We start from the raw sequence: 17950 nt of genomic DNA on the forward strand, positions 1-17950 counted from the left end.
GCCGACAGGAAATCCATAGTAGCCGCGAAAGGCTCATCCCGCTGAAGCATGATCTTTTCCGAGATCCCGTGTCCGCTTCTCGAGATCGTGCGCCTAGCCGGATATGCGTGCGAGCCGCAAGACGGCCGAGGCCGCGAAGAAGGAGCAAGCGATCGTGTAACTGTTGCGGGCGAAAAAAGCGTATACGTCGCGCAGAACTACCTGGAAAACCGCCCGGCCCGACGCCCCCACCGGCCTGGAAGACGGCTCGAGACAGGTCCACACCTCAGTGCGCCGGGGATTTTGCCAGGGCAGGATGATCGCCTTGATGATGAGGATTTCGGACATCGCCATGGTCAGTATGGCCCCGGCGTAAAGGGCGAGCGCCGGATCGAACGAGAAGGAGAGCATGATGAGCCCGATGGCCAGCGCACCGAACATGACGGCGCGTCCGATACACACAAAGGCTGTTTTGCGAATGATCTCCATAGCCGATCTCACGGGCTGATGCCTGGCCGAAACGCCGATACGCAGTCCAGGTTCCCGAAGGGCGCAACCTCGGCCTTTTGCGACCAAAGGTGCATTCAGCTTGAAATGTTCCGCGTTCCCCGCATAATCGTCGACTGGCAGGCTGCGTCATAAAAACGAAAAGTTCGCGCGGCTGGACCGGGGGAGGTTTGATGCCAATGGGCTATCGATTCGTGATCGCCGACGATCATCCGCTTTTTCGCGGCGCGCTCCAACAGGCCATTGCAGGCTTCCGCGCGGACTGCGAGGTGCTCGAGGCAGGCGATTTCGATAGCGTGAAGAAGCTGGTGGCCGAGGATCCTGACATCGATCTCGTGCTGCTCGACCTGGCCATGCCGGGGGCGAGCGGGCTTTCGGGCCTGGTGGCCCTGCGCGGTCTCAATCCCGCCATGCCGATCGTCGTCGTCTCGGCCTATGACAATCCACAGACGATCCGCCGTGCGTTGGAACTCGGCGCTTCCGGCTTCATTTCCAAATCCGCGAAGCTGGACGAGATACGCAAGGCCGTGCAATCCGTGTTGGAAGGTGCCATTCACACGCCCGAGGAAATCGACCTCGGGGAGGAGGCGGACCCGGAGGTTTCCGATCTGATCGCGCGCATACAGACGCTGACGCCGCAGCAGACGCGGGTTCTTGCGATGCTCGCCGAAGGTCTGCTCAACAAGCAGATCGCCTACGAGCTCAACGTGTCCGAAGCGACCGTGAAGGCGCATGTTTCGGCGGTGCTGCAAAAGCTGGACGTCGACAGCCGCACCCAGGCCGTCATCCTGCTTTCGCGGATGGGTACCGATCCCCTGTCAGAGGGCGTTTGAAGACCTCATTCCGCAGCGGTCTGCATCTGGCGGTACCGCATTAAAAGCGCGCGTAGGGCTGCCGGCTTCAGCGGCTTGTGCAATATCGGCATCTCAAGGGCCAGCGCCTCGGCCCGCACATCACTTGTGCGGTCGGCGGTGATGAGCACGGCGGGTATATCGGCGTCCCAGGCCTCACGCAGCCGTCTGACCGCCTCCAGTCCGGTCTCGCGGTCGAGATGATAGTCGGCGAGAATGAGGTCTGGTCTGGCGCCCCGCGGTCGCCCCGCTGCGAGGTATGCTGTGCCCGTAAAGGTGCGTACCCGGCAGCCCCAGCTCTGCAGCAGCATGCGCATGCCATCGAGTATCCGCTGGTCATTGTCGATGCACAGGACATCCAGGCCGGTCAAGAGAACATTGGCGCGAGGCTGCAGCGCCGGCTGTTCCGCGCCAGCGTCCACTTCCGCCGCGGACACGGGCAGGACAACGGAGAAGCGCGTTCCTTTCGCGCGCTCTGACTGGATCTGGATCTCCAGCCTAAGCACCCGGGCAATGCGGTCGACGATGGAAAGCCCGAGCCCGAGCCCCTGAGCCTCGCGCATGCCTTCGTCGAGCCGCGTGAACTCGCGAAACACCGTATTGAGCTCGTCGCCGGCAATGCCTATGCCTGTGTCCAAAACCTGTATCTCGACCAGCTCGCCGCGCCTGCGGACGCCGACCAGGACCTTGCCGCTGCGGGTATACTTCACGGCGTTGGAGACGAGGTTCTGGACCAGCCTCCGAAACAGGTTGCGGTCTGTCATCACCGCCACGGAGGACGGCACGACCCGCAGCTCGAGTCCCTTTTCGGCCGCCAGCGGCTGGAAGTCTGTCTCTACCTGCCGCAGCAGCCCGCCAAGCCTGAACACGCTCTCTGAGGGCCTCAAGGCGCCGGTGTCGAGCCGCGAGATATCGAGAACCGCCCCGAGGATCGTTTCCACCGAATCGAGCGAGGATTCGATATTGTCCACCAGACTGCGCAGATCGGCCCGCTCGGCTCTCTCGCGCAGCGGCGCACAGTAAAGTCGCGCCGCGTTGAGCGGCTGCAGGATGTCGTGGCCTGCGCCGGCGAGGAAGCGTGTCTTGCCGAGATTGGCTTCCTCGGCCAGCATCTGCGCCTGAGCCAGTTCCTCGTTGACCCGGACAAGCTCGGCCGTGCGGCTGGCCACCCGTTGCTCCAGCGTTTCATTGGCGCGCTTCAGGGCCATGTCGGCCTCCACGCGCGAGGTGATGTCGGTGTAGGTGGCCACGATGCCGCCGTCGGGCATGGCGTTGGACCGTATCTCCATGATGCGGCCGCTGCGCTGCAGGCGGATTTCCCAGGGCAGCCTGTGGGTGGTGAGCTGATCGAGAAGCATCGTCTCGCCGTTGCGGTCGAGTTCTCCCCGCTCGATAAGGAACCCCACGATCTGTGCCAGCGAGACACCGACCTGACCCATCGAATCCGGCAGGCCGAACAGCGTGCGGAACTGCCGGTTCCAGCAGGTCAGCCGGAAATCCATGTCGAAGACGGTAATGCCTTCCTCCATCTGGTCGAGGGCCGTCTGAAGCAGGTCTCGATTGTGCTGCAGCGCGATGGAGGCATCGTCCAGCAGCCGCATTGCATCGCGAGGCGAGCTGTCGTTCCGCTGGAAGAGCAGCGAAAGGATGAGCCGCGCCGACGAAGAACCGACGGCGCTTGCCAGCAGTTGCTCGGAGAACCGGATGACGGGCATGCTCGCCTGCTCGTTGCCTTTGAGTTTGGCGCCCTGCTGGCTTTGGAAGGTCAGGAACGACCTTTCCGTTCGCTCCACGCCCAGGTAGCGTGAGATGGTATCCTTGAGATCGTTGACCGTGACGGCGGTGCGAAAACGCCGGAAGCTCGGCATCGGCCCGGTATCGCGCGGAACGAAAATCGCCGCCTGTATCCGCTCCAGCGGGCTGGCCATCCGTGAAAGGGAGCCGAGCACGAAGAAGAGGGAGTTGAGCGCCAGGCTCCACAAGACCCCGTGGTTCAGCGGCTCGGCGACGGTCCCGAACAGGCTTTGAGGCCTAAGCGCGGCGATGCCGAAAGGGCCGCTGGCTATGATCTCCGTGCCTGCCGGTGCGAGCGACGGAAAAAGCAGCGTGTAGCCCCAAATGACGAAACCGGCGCTCATCCCCAAAAGCGCGCCGCGGCTGTTGGCGCCGCGCCAGATCAGCCCGCCGAAGAACGAGGGCGCGAACTGGGCGATCGCCGCGAAGGAGATCAGTCCGATGGCGGCAAGGCGGGTATTGTGAGTGGTCTCCCGGTAATAGAGAAACGCTGCGAACAGGATGATGAAGATGGAGGCGCGACGGATATTGAGGATAAGCGACGACCAGTCCTCGTTTTCGCGGTGGCTGTTGCGTAGCAGCCGGCGCACGAAAAGCGGGATGACGAGGTCGTTGGAGATCATGATCGACAGCGCCACGCTCGCCACGATCACCATCGCCGTAGCCGCGGACAGACCGCCGATAAAGGCGACCAGCCCCAGCACATCATGCCCAGCGAGAAGCGGCAGTGACAGCACATAAAGATCCGCGTTGGTCTGATCGCCGACCAGGCTCAGCCCGGCGAAGGCAATGGGAACGACGAATAGGTTGATCAGCACGAGATAAAGCGGAAACAGCCAGCTCGCCGTGCGCAGCTCGCCTTCGCTCTTGTTCTCGACGATGGTCACGTAGAACTGACGCGGCAGCATGAGGATGGCGCAAGCGCTGAGCGTGGTCATCACCATCCACGTCGCCAGAGAGGTCGGCGCGGCGAAGGCCTGCGCCACCTGCGGCGAGGCCATCGTCGTCCGCGCCAGATCGGCCGGGCCGTCGAAGAAGAAGAACGTCACCGCGACCCCGATCGCGAGAAAAGCGGCCAGCTTCACGACGGACTCGACCGCCACGGCCAGCACGAGCCCGTCTTGATGTTCGGTGGCATCGGCATGCCGCGTGCCGAAGAGAACGGCGAACAGCGCCAGCAGCATTGCCACCAGCAGCGATATGTCGCCGATGAAGAGGTCGATCGCCGGTGGCGCGCCATCGTAGTGGGCCACCATCAGGTTGACCGAGTCCGAGACGGCCTTCAGTTGCAGTGCGATATAGGGGATGGTGCCGAAGGTGGCGATGAGCGTGGCGACCGAGGCCACGGCAAAGCTCTTACCGTAGCGGGCGGCCAGGAAGTCAGCGATGGAGGTGATTTTCTCGCTCTTGGCCAGCCGGACGATGCGGGCCAGGAGCCGGCCCCCGAAGAGGAACACCAGCACCGGCCCGATATAGATGGCCAGGAACTCGAAAGCCCGCTCCGAAGCGAGCCCGACGGAGCCGAAGAAGGTCCACGACGTGCAGTAGATGGCCAGGCTGAGCGCATAGATGAAGGGCCGCGCAACGGCGCTTTCCGACGCGGCCGCGCGCCGGTCTCCGACACTGGCGATCACGAACAGAAGCGTGACGTAGCCAATGGCGATTATCGCAATCACCCACCCCTGCACGGCGATCCTCCCTTGTCCGAAAAGCCAAGCACAGGGCATGACGGCGCGCAATGCTTCTCATGACAGGCACCATGCTCGGTCGCCTACCGTCGATAGGTCCTGGCATCGATCCGGCTTTGGTACGCAACTGTGCATTGTGGCGAGGATTTCCTTACCTGTCGGAAGGCTTTTGCTATTCTCATTCCTATGGTGCGGGCGACATGGCGTCCTCGCGATTCGCCACTGAAGCGGAGCGGATATATATGTTCAACGAATTCAGGGAATTCATTGCGCGCGGCAACGTCATGGACTTGGCGGTCGGTGTCATCATCGGCGGCGCATTCGGCCTGATCGTGAAATCGCTGACCGATGATATCATCATGCCGATCATCGGTGCGATCATTGGCGGCGGCTTCGACTTTTCGGATTATTTCATCCCCCTGTCGGCCTCGGTGACGGCGCCGACACTGGCAGCGGCGCGCGAGCAGGGGGCGGTGCTGGCCTACGGCAACTTCCTCACCGTGGTCGTCAACTTCCTGATCCTGGCGTGGATCATTTTTCTGATGATCAAGGGCGTCAACAATCTGCGCCGTGAGGAAGCCCGGACTCCCGCCGAGCCGGACGCTCCGCCCCAGGACATCCAACTGCTCACGGAAATCCGCGATCTGCTCGCCAAGCGATAGCCCTTGCGGTAGCCTTTTCGCATGAACATCGTAGAAATGCTGCGCGCCCAGGCGCGTGAGGCGCCGCACAGCGGCATTGTATCCGTTGTCGACCACGCACGCGGCCGGCCCGGCCTCATTCCGCTCTGGGTCGGCGAGGGCGACCTGCCGACGCCGGATTTCATACGTGCCGCCGCCGCCGGCAGTCTGGCAGCGGGCGATACATTCTATACGTGGCAGGGCGGCATACCCGATCTGAGGCAGGCGCTGGCCGCCTATCACGCACGCACCTTCGCCAAGGCTTTTGCGCCGGAGGAATTCATCGTAGCCGGCGGTGGCATGCAGGCGATCCAGCTTGCGCTGCAGGCGGTGGCAGGCGCCGGCGACGAGGTCGTCTACTTCTCGCCCGCCTGGCCCAACTTCCCGGCCGCGCTGGGAATTGCCGGCGGCAGACCCGTGCCGGTGCGTCTGGATTTTTCCGAGAAAGGCTGGGACCTGGACCTGGCACGCGTGGAGGCGGCCATCACCGGCAGAACCCGTGCGATTTTCGTCAACACGCCCGCCAATCCGACCGGCTGGACCGCCGAAAGGCAGACGCTGCAAGTGTTGCTCGACATGGCGCGCAGGCATGGCCTGTGGATCATCGCCGACGAGATTTATACCAAGTTCTTCTATGGCGGCGACCGCGCGCCCTCCTTCCATGACGTGGCCGACGCGGACGACCGCATCCTTTACGTCAACTCCTTCTCCAAGAACTGGGCGATGACCGGCTGGCGGGTAGGGTGGGTAAAGGCCAATCCCGCGCTTACGAAGATCTTCGAGAACCTCGTACAGTATTCGACGTCGGGCGTGGCCGAATTCATGCAGCGCGGCGCCCAGGCAGCGCTGGAAGAGGGCGACCATTTTGTAGGTGAGCAAGTCGAGCGCGCTCGTATTGCGCGCGACCGCGTGTCCGACATTTTGCAGGCAACGGGCCGTGTAAGGCTCGCGCGTCCGGAAGGCGCCTTCTATCTGTTCTTCGCTGTCGACGGCATCGAGGATGTGCGAACGGCTGCCATAGAGATCGTCGATGCCACCGGGGTCGGCCTCGCGCCGGGCACTGCCTTCGGCCCCGGCGGCGAAGTTTTCTTCAGGCTGTGCTTCAACCGCCGCGCGGACCAGTTGGAGGAGGCGGCAACGCGGCTGGCGCGCTGGATTACTGACCGCTGATTGGGCATGATCCCCAAAAGCGGATGCCGGTTTTTCGGAAATCTATCCGCCCGACTTCGACACCACCAGCGGCACCACGCGCTCGGTCTGCGTAACCCGGCTGGGCTGCGTATCGGTGAAGGGAATGCCCACTGCCTCCCACGTCTCCATCAGCGCATCCTTGAGGGCGGCGATAAGCGTGTCGTCGTGAAAGGGCGTCGGCGTGATGCGCAGGCGTTCGGTGCCACGCGGCACAGTCGGATAGTTGATCGGCTGGATGTAGATGCCATGCATGTCCAGCAGCCGGTCGCTTGCCTTCTTGCAGAGCTCGGGATCGCCGACATGCAGCGGCACGATGTGAGTTTCCGAAGGCATGACCGGCATGCCTGCCGCCGCCAGCACGTCCTTTGTGCGCTGGGTCTGCCGCTGGTGCCGTTCGCGCTCCGCGCTCGACGTCTTCAGATGACGGATGGAGGCCGCCGCCGCACTGGCGATGGAGGGTGGCAGGGCGGTCGTGAAGATGAACCCCGGTGCATAGGAGCGGACCGCATCGATCACCGATGCAGAGCCGGTGATATAACCGCCGATCACACCGAACGCCTTGGCGAGCGTGCCTTCGATGACGTCTATGCGGTGGGCCAGGCCCCGGGCCTCTGTGATGCCGCCGCCGCGCGGGCCGTACATGCCCACGGCATGCACCTCGTCGATATAGGTCATCGCATTGTACTTGTCGGCCAGGTCAGCGATCGCCTCGATCGGCGCAATGTCGCCATCCATGGAATACACGGATTCGAACACGATCAGCTTCGCCTGCTCGCGCCCGGCGGCCTTCAGCAGGCTTTCCAGATGGGCAACGTCATTGTGGCGGAAAATCTTCTTCTCGGCGCCCGAGCGCCGTACGCCTTCGATCATCGAGGCGTGGTTCAATTCGTCGGAAAGCACCAGGCAGTTCGGCAGGAGACGCGCGATGGTTGAGATCGAAGCTTCGTTTGAGACGAAACCCGACGTGAAGACCAGACCGGCTTCCTTATCGTGCAGGTCGGCGAGTTCGGCCTCGAGCTCCACCAGCGGATGGTTGGTGCCGGAAATGTTACGAGTGCCGCCCGCGCCGGAACCCATGCGCCCGGCCGCTTCGCGCATGGCCGAAACCACGCTTTCGTGCTGGCCCATGCCGAGATAATCGTTCGAGCACCAGACGGTGATTTCGCGCGTCTGACCGCCTGAACGCCAGATGGCGCGCGGGAAACGGCCTGCAATGCGCTCAAGATCGGCAAAGACGCGATAGCGCCGCTCGGCATGCAACTGTTCGATCGCCTCGGAAAAGAACCGCTGGTAATTCATAATGTCTTTCCTGGGTTTTGCGCCGTGATCATAATGCGAGGTCCCCTCCGCGTCCATGTATTCGCGCAGGGCAAAATGCCACGGAGCGCGCGCCGCGCCTTGCGCCATGTCAAAGCGCCATATCTGTCTTTCAGCGTCCAAGAAAGACATAGCGGCCAGCGCGGCGATGCCAAGGCCGCGGCGCAGCCGTATTGGAAGCATGAAAGGTCAAGGGCGAGCGCGCGGCAAGGCTCAGGAAACAGAATCAGGCGCTTGAGGCGCCGCCTCGGATTGATCGGTGCTCAAGAGGTCGGCGAATTCGGTGACGGCGGCGATCAACTGCCTTCGGCGTGCCGTGTCGAGGCACATCAGCCTTTGGATAAAGGCACGGCCCAGCGGCTCGGGCGCGTTTGCCACCAGAGCGGCTCCTTTCGCGGTGAGACGCGTGTGAACCACCCGACGGTCGTACCGCGACCGGTACCGCTCGATGGATCCGCGTTCTTCCAGCTTGTCCAGAATGGTAATCACCGTGGCCGGGCTGAGATCGGCATGGGCTGAAAGGCGCGTGGTTGTCACTTCGCCCAGCGTGGCGATAGCCTTGAGTATCACAAGCTGGGCGCCGGTAAGGCCAGTCGCCTTGACCAGCGCTCTCGACCGCAGATCGTTGGCGCGCACGATTCGCCGTATGGCTTTCTCGGCCGCCCTGACATCGTCAGCGGGGAACTGCTCGTCGACTTGCGCATTCCTGTTCTTGGTCACCACGGGGCACTGATTTGACATGGAATAGTTAGAACTATAACTAAACGGGCATCCGATCGAGATCAAGATGCCACGTCAACAGGAGGTAATGGCCGCTTCACATGTGCGGAATTTGCGGAGAATTGAAGTTCGACGGCTCTCAGCCATCGCCCGTTGTCCTCTCGAAGATGATGGATTGTCTGGCGCCCCGCGGGCCTGACAGTGCAGGCGTCGCCATTCACGGCCCCGCCGCCTTCGGCCACCGCCGGCTCAAGATCATCGACCTTTCCGAAAAAGCGCGTCAGCCGATGGAGGATCCGGAACTCGGCCTGACCATCGCCTTCAATGGCTGCATATACAATTACCCGGAGCTTCGCGCGGAGTTGGAGGACAAGGGCTACAAGTTCTTCTCCACCGGCGACACCGAAGTGATCCTCAAGGCCTGGCATGCCTGGGGAGAGGAATGCGTGGAGCACTTTCACGGCATGTTCGCCTTTGTTCTGCGCGAACGGGATACGGGGCGCGTTGTCATGGCGCGTGACCGTTTCGGCATCAAGCCGCTCTATCTCGCGGAAACACCCGGCCGCATCGCCTTTGCCTCCAGCCTGCCCGCGCTGGTGGCGCGGGGGGATGTCGACACCTCGATAGACCGCATAGCGCTTCACCACTACATGACGTTCCACGCCGTCGTGCCGCCGCCGCACACGATCCTGAACGGCGTGCGCAAGCTGCCGCCGGCCACCATCCGCGTGATCGAGGCCGACGGCCGCAGCCGTCAGCGCGTCTATTGGGACCCGCCTTTCGCGCGCGATCCGTCGCTGACGTCCCTTTCGGCCGACGAGTGGCGTGACCGCGTTCTGGAGGCGCTGCGGCTTGCCGTCAAGCGCCGCATGGTGGCGGATGTGCCCGTCGGCGTCCTCCTGTCGGGCGGGGTCGATTCCAGCCTGATTGTCGGCCTTTTGGCCGAAGCAGGCCAGAAGGGGCTGATGACATTTTCCGTGGGGTTTGAGGAAGCTCATGGCGAAAAGGGCGATGAATTTGCCTATTCCGACCTTATCGCCGAGCGGTTCGGCACCGATCACCACAAGATTTTTGTGCCTTCGGACGATCTGATGGGGGCGCTCCCTGGCACCTTCGCCGCCATGTCGGAGCCAATGGTCTCCTACGACAATGTCGGCTTCTATCTGCTGTCCAAGGAGGTTTCCAAGCACATAAAAGTTGTTCAGTCGGGGCAGGGCGCAGACGAGGTTTTCGGCGGCTATCACTGGTATCCGCCGCTGATGAGCTCCAACGATGTAGTCGGTGACTATGCGCGCGTCTTTTTCGACCGGTCGCACGAGCAACTGGCTGAGCAACTTGCGCCCGAATGGATGGAGGAAGCGGATGTCAGCCGGGCGCTGGTTGCTGGCCATCTGACGCGCGCAGGCGCCGACACGCCGGTCGATGCGGCGTTGCGACTGGACTCCACGGTCATGCTGGTGGACGATCCCGTCAAGCGGGTCGACAACATGACGATGGCCTGGGGGTTGGAGGCGCGCGTGCCTTTCCTTGATCACGAACTCGTCGAGCTCGCCGCCCGCATCCCGCCGGAGGAAAAGCTGAAGCACGGCGGCAAGGGCGTTCTCAAGGACGTTGCACGCCAGGTGGTGCCGTCGGAAGTGATAGACCGCAGAAAGGGGTATTTCCCCGTTCCGCAGCTGAAATATGTCGACGGACCTTATCTCGACATGGTGCGTGACGCGCTGAGTTCGCAGAGCGCGCGGGATCGCGGCCTGTTCCGGCAGGATTATCTCGACCGCCTTTATGCCTCGCCGGCCGATCACATCACGCCGCTGCGTGGTTCGGAATTGTGGCAGGTCGGCCTGCTGGAACTGTGGCTGCAGACCCATGGAATTTGAGCGATGGCCAAGAATGACGACCACGCCGCGCGTGCGGCGAGAGGCCGTACCGACAAGGCGCTGGGCCACCGGCTTAAGCGGTTGCGCGACGAGACCATGAAGCCTGCCATCGGCGGCGAAGGCAGCGGAGGGACTCCCGACCGTGATGCCGTGCTCGACCTCGGCTGGGGACGGCTGATTTTCGCGCAGACATTCGAGACCAACGAGGACATCGCCGAGGCTTTGCGGGGAGAGGGGCCGGCGCGGCGGGACATCGCCTTCTACATCCGCGATCCGCATGTGCTGCTTGCCATCGCGCCGCAGGAACTGTTCCTCGATCCGTCGCATACCTATCGGCTGGACCTTTCGACATACCGAACCGGCCGCAGGCAGACGCGCGGCTATTTCATCCGCCGGCTGACATCCGAAGCGGATGCCGAGGCGGTCAACGCCATATATCAGAGCCGCGGCATGGTGACCGTGCGTCCCGACTTCTTCTGGACCAGACGGGACAGCCGCGCCGTCACCTATCTGGTTGCCGAGGATGAGCAGACAGGCGATATCATAGGCACCGTGACCGGGATCGATCATCATCGCGTGTTCAACGATCCCAAGCGAGGGGCCTCGCTCTGGTGTCTTGCGGTCGATCCGCAGACCCGGCACCCAGGCGTGGGTGAAATGCTCGTGCGCCGGCTTGCTGAGCACTTCGCCGCGCGCGGCGCAAGTTTTCTGGACCTGTCGGTCATGCACGACAACGAGCAGGCCATTGCGCTTTATGAAAAATTGGGGTTCCATCGCGTGCCGGTGTTTGCGGTGAAGCGCAAGAACCCAATCAACGAGAAGCTCTTCACCCAGCCGCCGGCCGAGTTCGATCTTCTCAACCCTTACGCCCGCATCATCGTCGACGAGGCGCACAGGCGCGGCGTGGCTGTCGATGTGACGGACGCGGAGGCCGGCTTCTTTCGCCTCTCCTTCGGCGGACGGTCCATCCACTGCCGCGAAAGCTTGTCGGAGCTGACTTCCGCCGTCGCCATGTCAATCTGCGACGACAAGGCCGTTACCCGCCGTATCGTTGAAAGAGCCGGCGTCCGCGTGCCGGAGCAGCTTGATGCTGATAGTCCGCAGGACGATATCGAGTCCTTCCTCAAGCGGCATGGGCGGCTGGTGGTCAAGCCGGCGCGTGGCGAGCAGGGTAAAGGCGTTGCCGTCGGCCTGGAAACGGTCGCGGATGTTGACGCCGCAGTCGAAAGCGCCCGCAAGATCTGCGAACGCGTCCTGCTGGAATCCTACTTCGAAGGCGAGGATCTGCGCCTTGTGGTCATCGACTACCGGCTGGTGGCGGCGGCCGTGAGACGCGCGCCGCGTGTGGTAGGCGACGGCCACAGCACCATCGAAACCCTGATCCGCCATCAGTCGCGCCGGCGTGAGGCGGCCACCGGCGGGGAGAGCCGCATACCGATCGACGGCGAGACCGAACGTTGCCTGGGGGGCGCCGGATACAGCCTCGAATCGGTTCCCGCCGAGGGGACCGAGGTTGTCGTGCGCAAGACGGCCAATCTCCATACGGGCGGCTCGATCCACGACGTTACCGCCGCCGTCCACCCCACCCTGGTCGACGCCGCGTGCCGCGCTGCGCGTGAGATCGACATTCCCGTCGTGGGGATAGATTTGATGGTGCAGTCGCCAAGCCGCCCCGAATATGTTTTCATCGAAGCGAACGAAAGGCCGGGTCTGGCCAATCATGAACCACAGCCCACCGCCGAACGCTTCGTTGATCTTCTGTTCCCCCGTTCGGGACCAAAGGCGGCGAAGCAGGCGCTGGCTCCCAAGGAGTAGCCTTTGTCGCGCCTGAAGATCAACGTTGACTACCTGCTCGGTCAACTCAAGGCTCTATTGTCGATAGACAGTCCCACCGGCTACACCGACACCATCGTGCGATATGTCACGGAGGAGCTTGAGAAGCTGGGCCTGGAGCCGGAGCTGACCCGCCGCGGCGCAATCCGCACGGTGGTGCGCGGCGGCCGCCGGCTCGGCGCTCGCGCCATCATCACCCATCTCGACACGCTGGGCGCGCAGGTCAAGTTCGTGCAGGAGAATGGCCGCCTGGAACTGGTGCCTATCGGCAACTGGTCTGCGCGGTTCGCCGAAGGCGCTCGCGTCACGCTTTATTCCGAAAAAGGCAGCTATCGCGGCACGATCCTGCCGTTGAAATCGTCGGGCCACACTTTCAACGATGAGGTCGACACAGCGCCGGTCGGGTGGAAGCATATCGAGCTTCGTATCGACGCCATGACATGGAGCCGCGCCGACACGCTGAGCCTAGGCATCGACGTCGGCGACTTTGTCGCCATCGATCCGCAGCCCGAATTCATGGACAATGGCTTCATTTCATCGCGCCATCTGGACGACAAGGCCGGCGTGGCGATCGCTCTGGCCTCGCTCGAGGCGCTGATGCGCGGCGACGCCATCGTGCCGGTCGACACCCACTGGCTGTTCACCATTGCCGAGGAAGTGGGCGTCGGCGCTGCGTCGATCGTCACGCCCGAGATAGCTTCCATGGTGACGATTGACAACGGCACCACGGCGCCGGGGCAGAACTCGTCGGAATTCGGTGTCACCATCGCCATGGCCGACCAGGCGGGTCCTTTCGACTACCATCTGACGAAGAAGCTGGTCGACCTGTGCCGCGAAGAGGACATCCGCTACCAGAAGGACATTTTCCGTTACTACCGTTCAGACTCGGCCTCGGCCATCGAGGCGGGGCACGATGTACGCACGGCGCTGATCGCCTTTGGCGTCGATTCCTCCCACGGCTATGAGCGGATTCACGTCCATGCGCTGCGTTCGGTGGCCGAACTGACCACGGCTTACGTGGTGAGCCCGATGGAGATCGAGCGCGACGTCGAGGAGGTCTCCGATCTGGAAGGCTTCACCGAACAGCCGACCGATCCGGCCGACCAGCCCCGCAAGAAGCGCAAGCTGCCTGAACCGCTGTCAGCCCCGCAGGACTGACATAGTGCCGGACGCTTCGGCCAAGGCGGGACGGCAGAGTGCGTCGGCCCTGTGTCTGAACCGGGCTGTGGCTGGGTCGAAGTCATAGTCTTCGACGAGGCGCTCGGCCTCGCGCGAAAGCGTGTCGACCGCTTCGATGATCCGGTCGGCGCGCGCGTCGCTCATCAGGTAGCTGAAATTGAGGCGCACCCAGCCGGGTTTCTCCATCTCGCGGCCGGCGCGGATCTCTGAAAGGAGTTCACGCGAGCGCCTTTCATCGATATCCAGCAACGCGTGGGCGTAAGGCCCGGCGCAGGCACAGCCGCCGCGCGCCTGCACCCCGTATTTGTCGCTCAGCATGCGCGTGAAAAGCTGCTGGTGAATATGGGTGCCGTCGGCGGCGCGCACCCGGAAGGAAAAGATCGGCAGGGCCTTTGCCTGCCCGTTGCCAAGAAGCTCAATATGCGGGTTTTGCGACCAGCGCGCCAATGCGCGCTCGCGAAGGGCCTGGTCCCGTGCGTCGATGAAGTCCTGCCCGACCGCGTTCTTGACGATCAACGCGAGCGCGGCGCGGACGTCGCCCACCACGTTTGGCGTGCCGGCCTCCTCCCGCGCGGCGATGGACGCCGAGTAATCGTGCCCCCAGGGGGAAACGAAGGTGACCGAGCCGCCGCCCGGTGCGGTGGGGCGATCGGTGCGGACGATATCGTCGCGCAGAACCAGAATGCCGGTGGCGCCGGGGCCGCCCGGAAACTTATGCGGCGAAAAGACAACGGCATCCTTCGCCTCACTGGTTCCCGCTTTCATGTCGATGGCAAGGTAAGGCGCGCCGCCGGCATAATCCCAGATGGCCAGCGCGCCCGCCGCTTTCAGCATACCCGTCACCGCATCCGTGTCTGTCAGAATGCCGGTGACGTTGGAGGCGGCGGAAAACGCGCCGACCTTGAGCGCTGCTTCGCGGTGTGTTTCGAGTGCGAAACCGAGGGCGTCCAGGTCCGGTCCGCCTTTCGCGGATTCGGGAATGGCCACAATCTCCGCCCCGCTTTCCCGCCATGGGAGGATGTTGGAATGATGCTCGTACGGGCCGATGAATACGACCGCCCGTTGGCCGCTCGCGGCCATCTGCGGAATCTGCAGCAGGCGGACGAGCTTGTTTATGCCGGCCGTCGCGCCCGAGCCGCAAAAGACGACGCTTGTCCCTCCGTCCGCATTCACGCTCTCCTTCACGATCCGCCGCGCCTCCTCGCGCAACCGGGTCGAGTAGGAGCCACAGAAGGAGGCCTCGGTGTGGCTGTTGGCGTAGTAGGGCAGCACGCGCTCGCGCACAAAATCCTCGACCTGGGCTAGTGCCCGGCCCGACGCCACATAATCGGCATAGATTAATGGCTTCGGCCCGAACGGGCCGTCGATCGTGGCGTCTTCCCCGATCAGCCCCGCGTGAAGCCGCTCCGGCAGGTTCTCGCCTGCAAGACTCTTTGCAAAATTGTCGAGCACACCGCCAGCCATCGGTCATTCATCTCCATCCGTTGCGGCAAGGAAAGGATCTCACAGGAGCTGGCGATCAATGGCAGAAAAGATCTTGAGAATGGTCAAAATTTCATATCATATGACAACATGAAGGCAGAGAAACTGGATCAGTTCGACCTCAGGATACTGCGCACTCTCCAGCGTGACGCGTCATTGTCGCAACGCGATCTGGCCGACCGGGTGGGGCTGTCGCAGAATGCCTGCTGGCGCCGGCTACGTGCATTGGAGGAGAAGGGCGTCATCTTAGGGCGCACCTTGCAGGTCGACCGCAATAAGCTCGGCCTAGGCCTAGTCGTCTTTGTGATGGTCAAGACCCGGCACCACTCCGCGTCTTGGCTCCAGACCTTTCGCCAGCACGTCTCCACCATCCCCGAGGTCGTGGACTTCTTCCGCATCGGCGGCGACTACGACTACATGTTGCGCATCGTGACGACGGACATGGCGAGCTACGATACCGTTTATCAGCGGCTCATCCAGAAAGTGGAGCTCGATACGGTGACGTCTTACTTCGCCATGGAGGCGATCGAAGAGCGCAGGCCTCTGCCGATATGATCATTCTTCGGCGGGCTCTTGGCTTTCGATCAAGGCTTGCCGGAGCGTACCGACTTGCGCCAGGCCATCGTCGCCGTCAGGTGCACGACATGCGGCTTTTCCTGCGTCTCGGTGTGGGAGAGCCAGTCCATGGCTGCCGCCGCGATGTCCTCAACTGGCTGCGTGAAGGTGGTGAGCTGGTAAGCCTCCCAACCGGCCTGCGGGATATTGTCGAAACCGATTATCGACAGATCGTCGGGTATAGCGAGTGAGAACCGGTGGCGGGCCGCGTCCATGACGCCGCAGGCCAGCAAGTCTGTTGTGCAGAACACGGCGTCGGGCCTATCGGGCCGCACCAATAGCCGCTCGCCGAGAACGAGGCCGCTTTCATAGCCGGTCGGCCCGTACCGTTCGCAAATTACGTCGATCCCGCGCTTGCCGGCCTCGGCCAAAAAGCTCTGCTCACGCGCCACCAGGCTGGGCGTGCCAGCTTCCGAGGTCGCCAGCGCGAGCTTTTTGCAACCTGACCGCACAAAGGCAATCAGGCCCAGGCGCGCCGCCTCGGCATCGTTGAGGCGGATCTGGATCGAGCTGGTGTGGCTGTCGTCGCGGTTGATCAGAACGAGCCGCAGGCCATTGCGGTGGCAGAGCTCGGTGATCGACCGTTCGGGCATGCCCGACAAGACAATGGCGGCATCCGCCCGGTAGCGGATGGCCTGCTGCAGTGCCATGTCAACGGTCGAGTCGGAGCGGTCCGTATTGATGAGGATCGCCACCTTGCCGGCGGCCTGCAATTGATCGGTCAATGCACGCACCAACTCGGAACGGTAGGGCGTTGCAAGTTGAGCGACGACCAACGCCACGATTCCGGATTGCTGACGGATTAGGCCACGGGCAAGATGGTTGACCTCATATCCGAGCGCTTCGGCAGCTTCCAGCACCTTGCTGCGGGTTTCCGGCGACACGCTGGCGCCCGGTGTGAATGTGCGCGAAACCGCCGCGCGGGAAACCCCTGCCTTGGCCGCGACGTCCTTGGCACTCACGGAGAATCTACGTCCCGTCACACTGTCCCCCGAAAGCTCCCAAACCCGTACAGTAAGCGAAGATAGGTGCCTTTGCACTCCTGTGCAAATTTTGCACAATACAGGTGTCTGAGCTTTCCGGATGAAATTTAACGTCGAGGATTGACTTGGCGTCCCAAGGGTATGAACATTGCACACGTGTGCAACACGACAGATCTAGTGCACCAAGGGAGGACGAAATGAGAAATAGTCGTTTGGCTATGGCCATGATTGCATCCGGTTCCGTACTGGCATCTGCAGCTGCGGCCAGCGCCGCCAATTTGAACCTGATCTGCTCAGCCGACGTTGTGATCTGCGAACTGCTTGTTGAGACGTTCGAGAAGGAGCACGACATCGACGTCTCCATGGTTCGCCTGTCATCGGGCGAGGCCTATGCCAAGGTGCGCGCCGAAGCGCGCAATCCGAAGACCGATATCTGGTGGGGCGGCACGGGCGATCCGCATCTGCAGGCTGCAGCCGACGGGCTGACGATGGCTTATCAGTCGCCGATGCTGTCCGAACTTCTTCCCTGGGCGGTGAAGCAGGCCGAAAGTGCAGAATACAAGACAGTTGGTGTCTATTCCGGCGCGCTAGGCTGGGGCTACAACAAGGATCTGCTGGAGTCCAAGGGCATTGAGCCGCCGAAATGCTGGGCTGATCTTCTGGACCCGGCCCTGAAAGGCGAAATCCAGGTTGCCCATCCCAGTTCATCCGGCACGGCTTACACGGCGCTAGCGACCCTGGTGCAGCTGATGGGAGAGGACGAGGCGTTCGACTATCTCAAGAAGCTCAATGAAAATGTCTCGCAATACACCAAATCGGGCTCAGCCCCGGTCAAGTCGGCGGCGCGCGGCGAAAACGGCGTTGGGATCGTCTTCATGCATGATGCCGTCGCCCAGGCGGTCGAGGGCTTTCCCATCGAGGTTGTCGCGCCATGCGAAGGCACGGGCTACGAGATCGGCTCGATGTCGATCGTCGACAAGGCCCGCAACGTCGAGGAAGCCAAGACCTGGTACGATTGGGTCCTGAAACCCCAGGTGCAGTCGCTGCTGAAAGAGGCCAAGTCGTTCCAGATCCCCTCCAACGCCTCGGCGGCCGTTCCGGAGGAAGCGCCGAGCCTCGATGAGGTGAAGCTGATCGACTACGACTTTGCTACCTATGGCAGTTCCGAGCGCCGGCGTGAGCTGCTCGAGCGCTGGGACCGCGAGATCGGCGCTATCGCCAACTGATCTCGCAACACCGAAGCCGTGATCCCGG

The 17950-nt window shown here is 62.8% G+C and carries 14 protein-coding genes; 8 read left to right on the forward strand and 6 right to left on the reverse strand.

Features of this window, described 5'->3' with window-relative positions:
• Positions 1–93 precede the first annotated feature (93 nt).
• Positions 94–468 (reverse strand): hypothetical protein, encoded by a 375-nt coding sequence (locus NTH_RS12690; RefSeq protein WP_338530354.1) that lies wholly within the window; start codon positions 466–468, stop codon positions 94–96.
• A 191-nt stretch (positions 469–659) separates the two neighbouring features.
• On the opposite strand from NTH_RS12690, the gene NTH_RS12695 reads away from it, so the two are divergent.
• Complete coding sequence (locus tag NTH_RS12695; RefSeq protein WP_338530355.1) at positions 660–1319, forward strand: response regulator transcription factor; 660 nt, start codon at positions 660–662, stop codon at positions 1317–1319.
• Between the two features lie 5 nt (positions 1320–1324).
• Here the strand turns inward: NTH_RS12695 and NTH_RS12700 are convergent, their stop codons facing one another.
• A complete protein-coding gene (locus tag NTH_RS12700) occupies positions 1325–4819 on the reverse strand; it encodes a PAS domain-containing hybrid sensor histidine kinase/response regulator (RefSeq protein ID WP_338530356.1) in 3495 nt (1164 codons plus the stop codon).
• A gap of 242 nt (positions 4820–5061) precedes the next feature.
• Between NTH_RS12700 and mscL the strand changes: the two genes are divergently transcribed.
• On the forward strand, positions 5062–5481 hold the full coding sequence (mscL, locus tag NTH_RS12705; RefSeq protein ID WP_338531898.1) for a large conductance mechanosensitive channel protein MscL: 420 nt from the start codon (positions 5062–5064) through the stop codon (positions 5479–5481).
• A 21-nt stretch (positions 5482–5502) separates the two neighbouring features.
• On the forward strand, positions 5503–6669 hold the full coding sequence (locus NTH_RS12710) for a pyridoxal phosphate-dependent aminotransferase (RefSeq protein ID WP_338530357.1): 1167 nt from the start codon (positions 5503–5505) through the stop codon (positions 6667–6669).
• Positions 6670–6711: 42 nt separating this feature from the next.
• Here NTH_RS12710 and hemA read toward each other — a convergent pair whose 3' ends face one another.
• On the reverse strand, positions 6712–7989 hold the full coding sequence (gene hemA, locus NTH_RS12715; protein WP_338530358.1) for a 5-aminolevulinate synthase: 1278 nt from the start codon (positions 7987–7989) through the stop codon (positions 6712–6714).
• A 231-nt stretch (positions 7990–8220) separates the two neighbouring features.
• Entirely contained in the window at positions 8221–8727 is a 507-nt protein-coding gene (locus NTH_RS12720; RefSeq protein WP_338530359.1) for a MarR family winged helix-turn-helix transcriptional regulator, read from the reverse strand.
• A 101-nt stretch (positions 8728–8828) separates the two neighbouring features.
• Between NTH_RS12720 and NTH_RS12725 the strand changes: the two genes are divergently transcribed.
• The 3 genes from NTH_RS12725 to NTH_RS12735 are packed head-to-tail and all read left to right on the forward strand — an operon-like array spanning position 8829 to position 13595.
• The gene (locus tag NTH_RS12725) at positions 8829–10604 is read left to right on the forward strand and encodes an N-acetylglutaminylglutamine amidotransferase (protein WP_338530360.1); all 1776 of its coding nucleotides are present in this window, start codon (positions 8829–8831) and stop codon (positions 10602–10604) included.
• 3 nt (positions 10605–10607) lie between these two features.
• Positions 10608–12419, forward strand: coding sequence for an N-acetylglutaminylglutamine synthetase (gene ngg / locus NTH_RS12730; RefSeq protein ID WP_338530361.1), 1812 nt, complete (start codon positions 10608–10610; stop codon positions 12417–12419).
• A 3-nt stretch (positions 12420–12422) separates the two neighbouring features.
• Positions 12423–13595 carry an osmoprotectant NAGGN system M42 family peptidase gene (locus NTH_RS12735; RefSeq protein ID WP_338530362.1) on the forward strand — a complete coding sequence of 391 codons (1173 nt, stop codon included), beginning with the start codon at positions 12423–12425 and terminating at the stop codon, positions 13593–13595.
• On the opposite strand, the gene NTH_RS12740 is transcribed toward NTH_RS12735, so the two are convergent.
• A complete protein-coding gene (locus tag NTH_RS12740) occupies positions 13578–15080 on the reverse strand; it encodes an aminotransferase class V-fold PLP-dependent enzyme (protein WP_338530363.1) in 1503 nt (500 codons plus the stop codon). The genes NTH_RS12735 and NTH_RS12740 overlap by 18 nt on opposite strands.
• Positions 15081–15188: 108 nt before the next feature.
• Between NTH_RS12740 and NTH_RS12745 the strand changes: the two genes are divergently transcribed.
• Positions 15189–15653, forward strand: coding sequence for an Lrp/AsnC family transcriptional regulator (locus tag NTH_RS12745; protein ID WP_338530364.1), 465 nt, complete (start codon positions 15189–15191; stop codon positions 15651–15653).
• A gap of 29 nt (positions 15654–15682) precedes the next feature.
• On the opposite strand, the gene NTH_RS12750 is transcribed toward NTH_RS12745, so the two are convergent.
• Positions 15683–16675: a LacI family DNA-binding transcriptional regulator gene (locus tag NTH_RS12750; RefSeq protein WP_338530365.1), complete on the reverse strand. Its 993-nt coding sequence runs from the start codon at positions 16673–16675 to the stop codon at positions 15683–15685.
• Positions 16676–16914: 239 nt separating this feature from the next.
• On the opposite strand from NTH_RS12750, the gene NTH_RS12755 reads away from it, so the two are divergent.
• Positions 16915–17922, forward strand: a complete 1008-nt coding sequence (locus NTH_RS12755) for an ABC transporter substrate-binding protein (RefSeq protein ID WP_422392439.1) — start codon at positions 16915–16917, stop codon at positions 17920–17922.
• Positions 17923–17950 lie beyond the last annotated feature (28 nt).

The organism is Nitratireductor thuwali (genome assembly GCF_036621415.1).
Lineage (GTDB): Bacteria > Pseudomonadota > Alphaproteobacteria > Rhizobiales > Rhizobiaceae > Chelativorans > Chelativorans thuwali.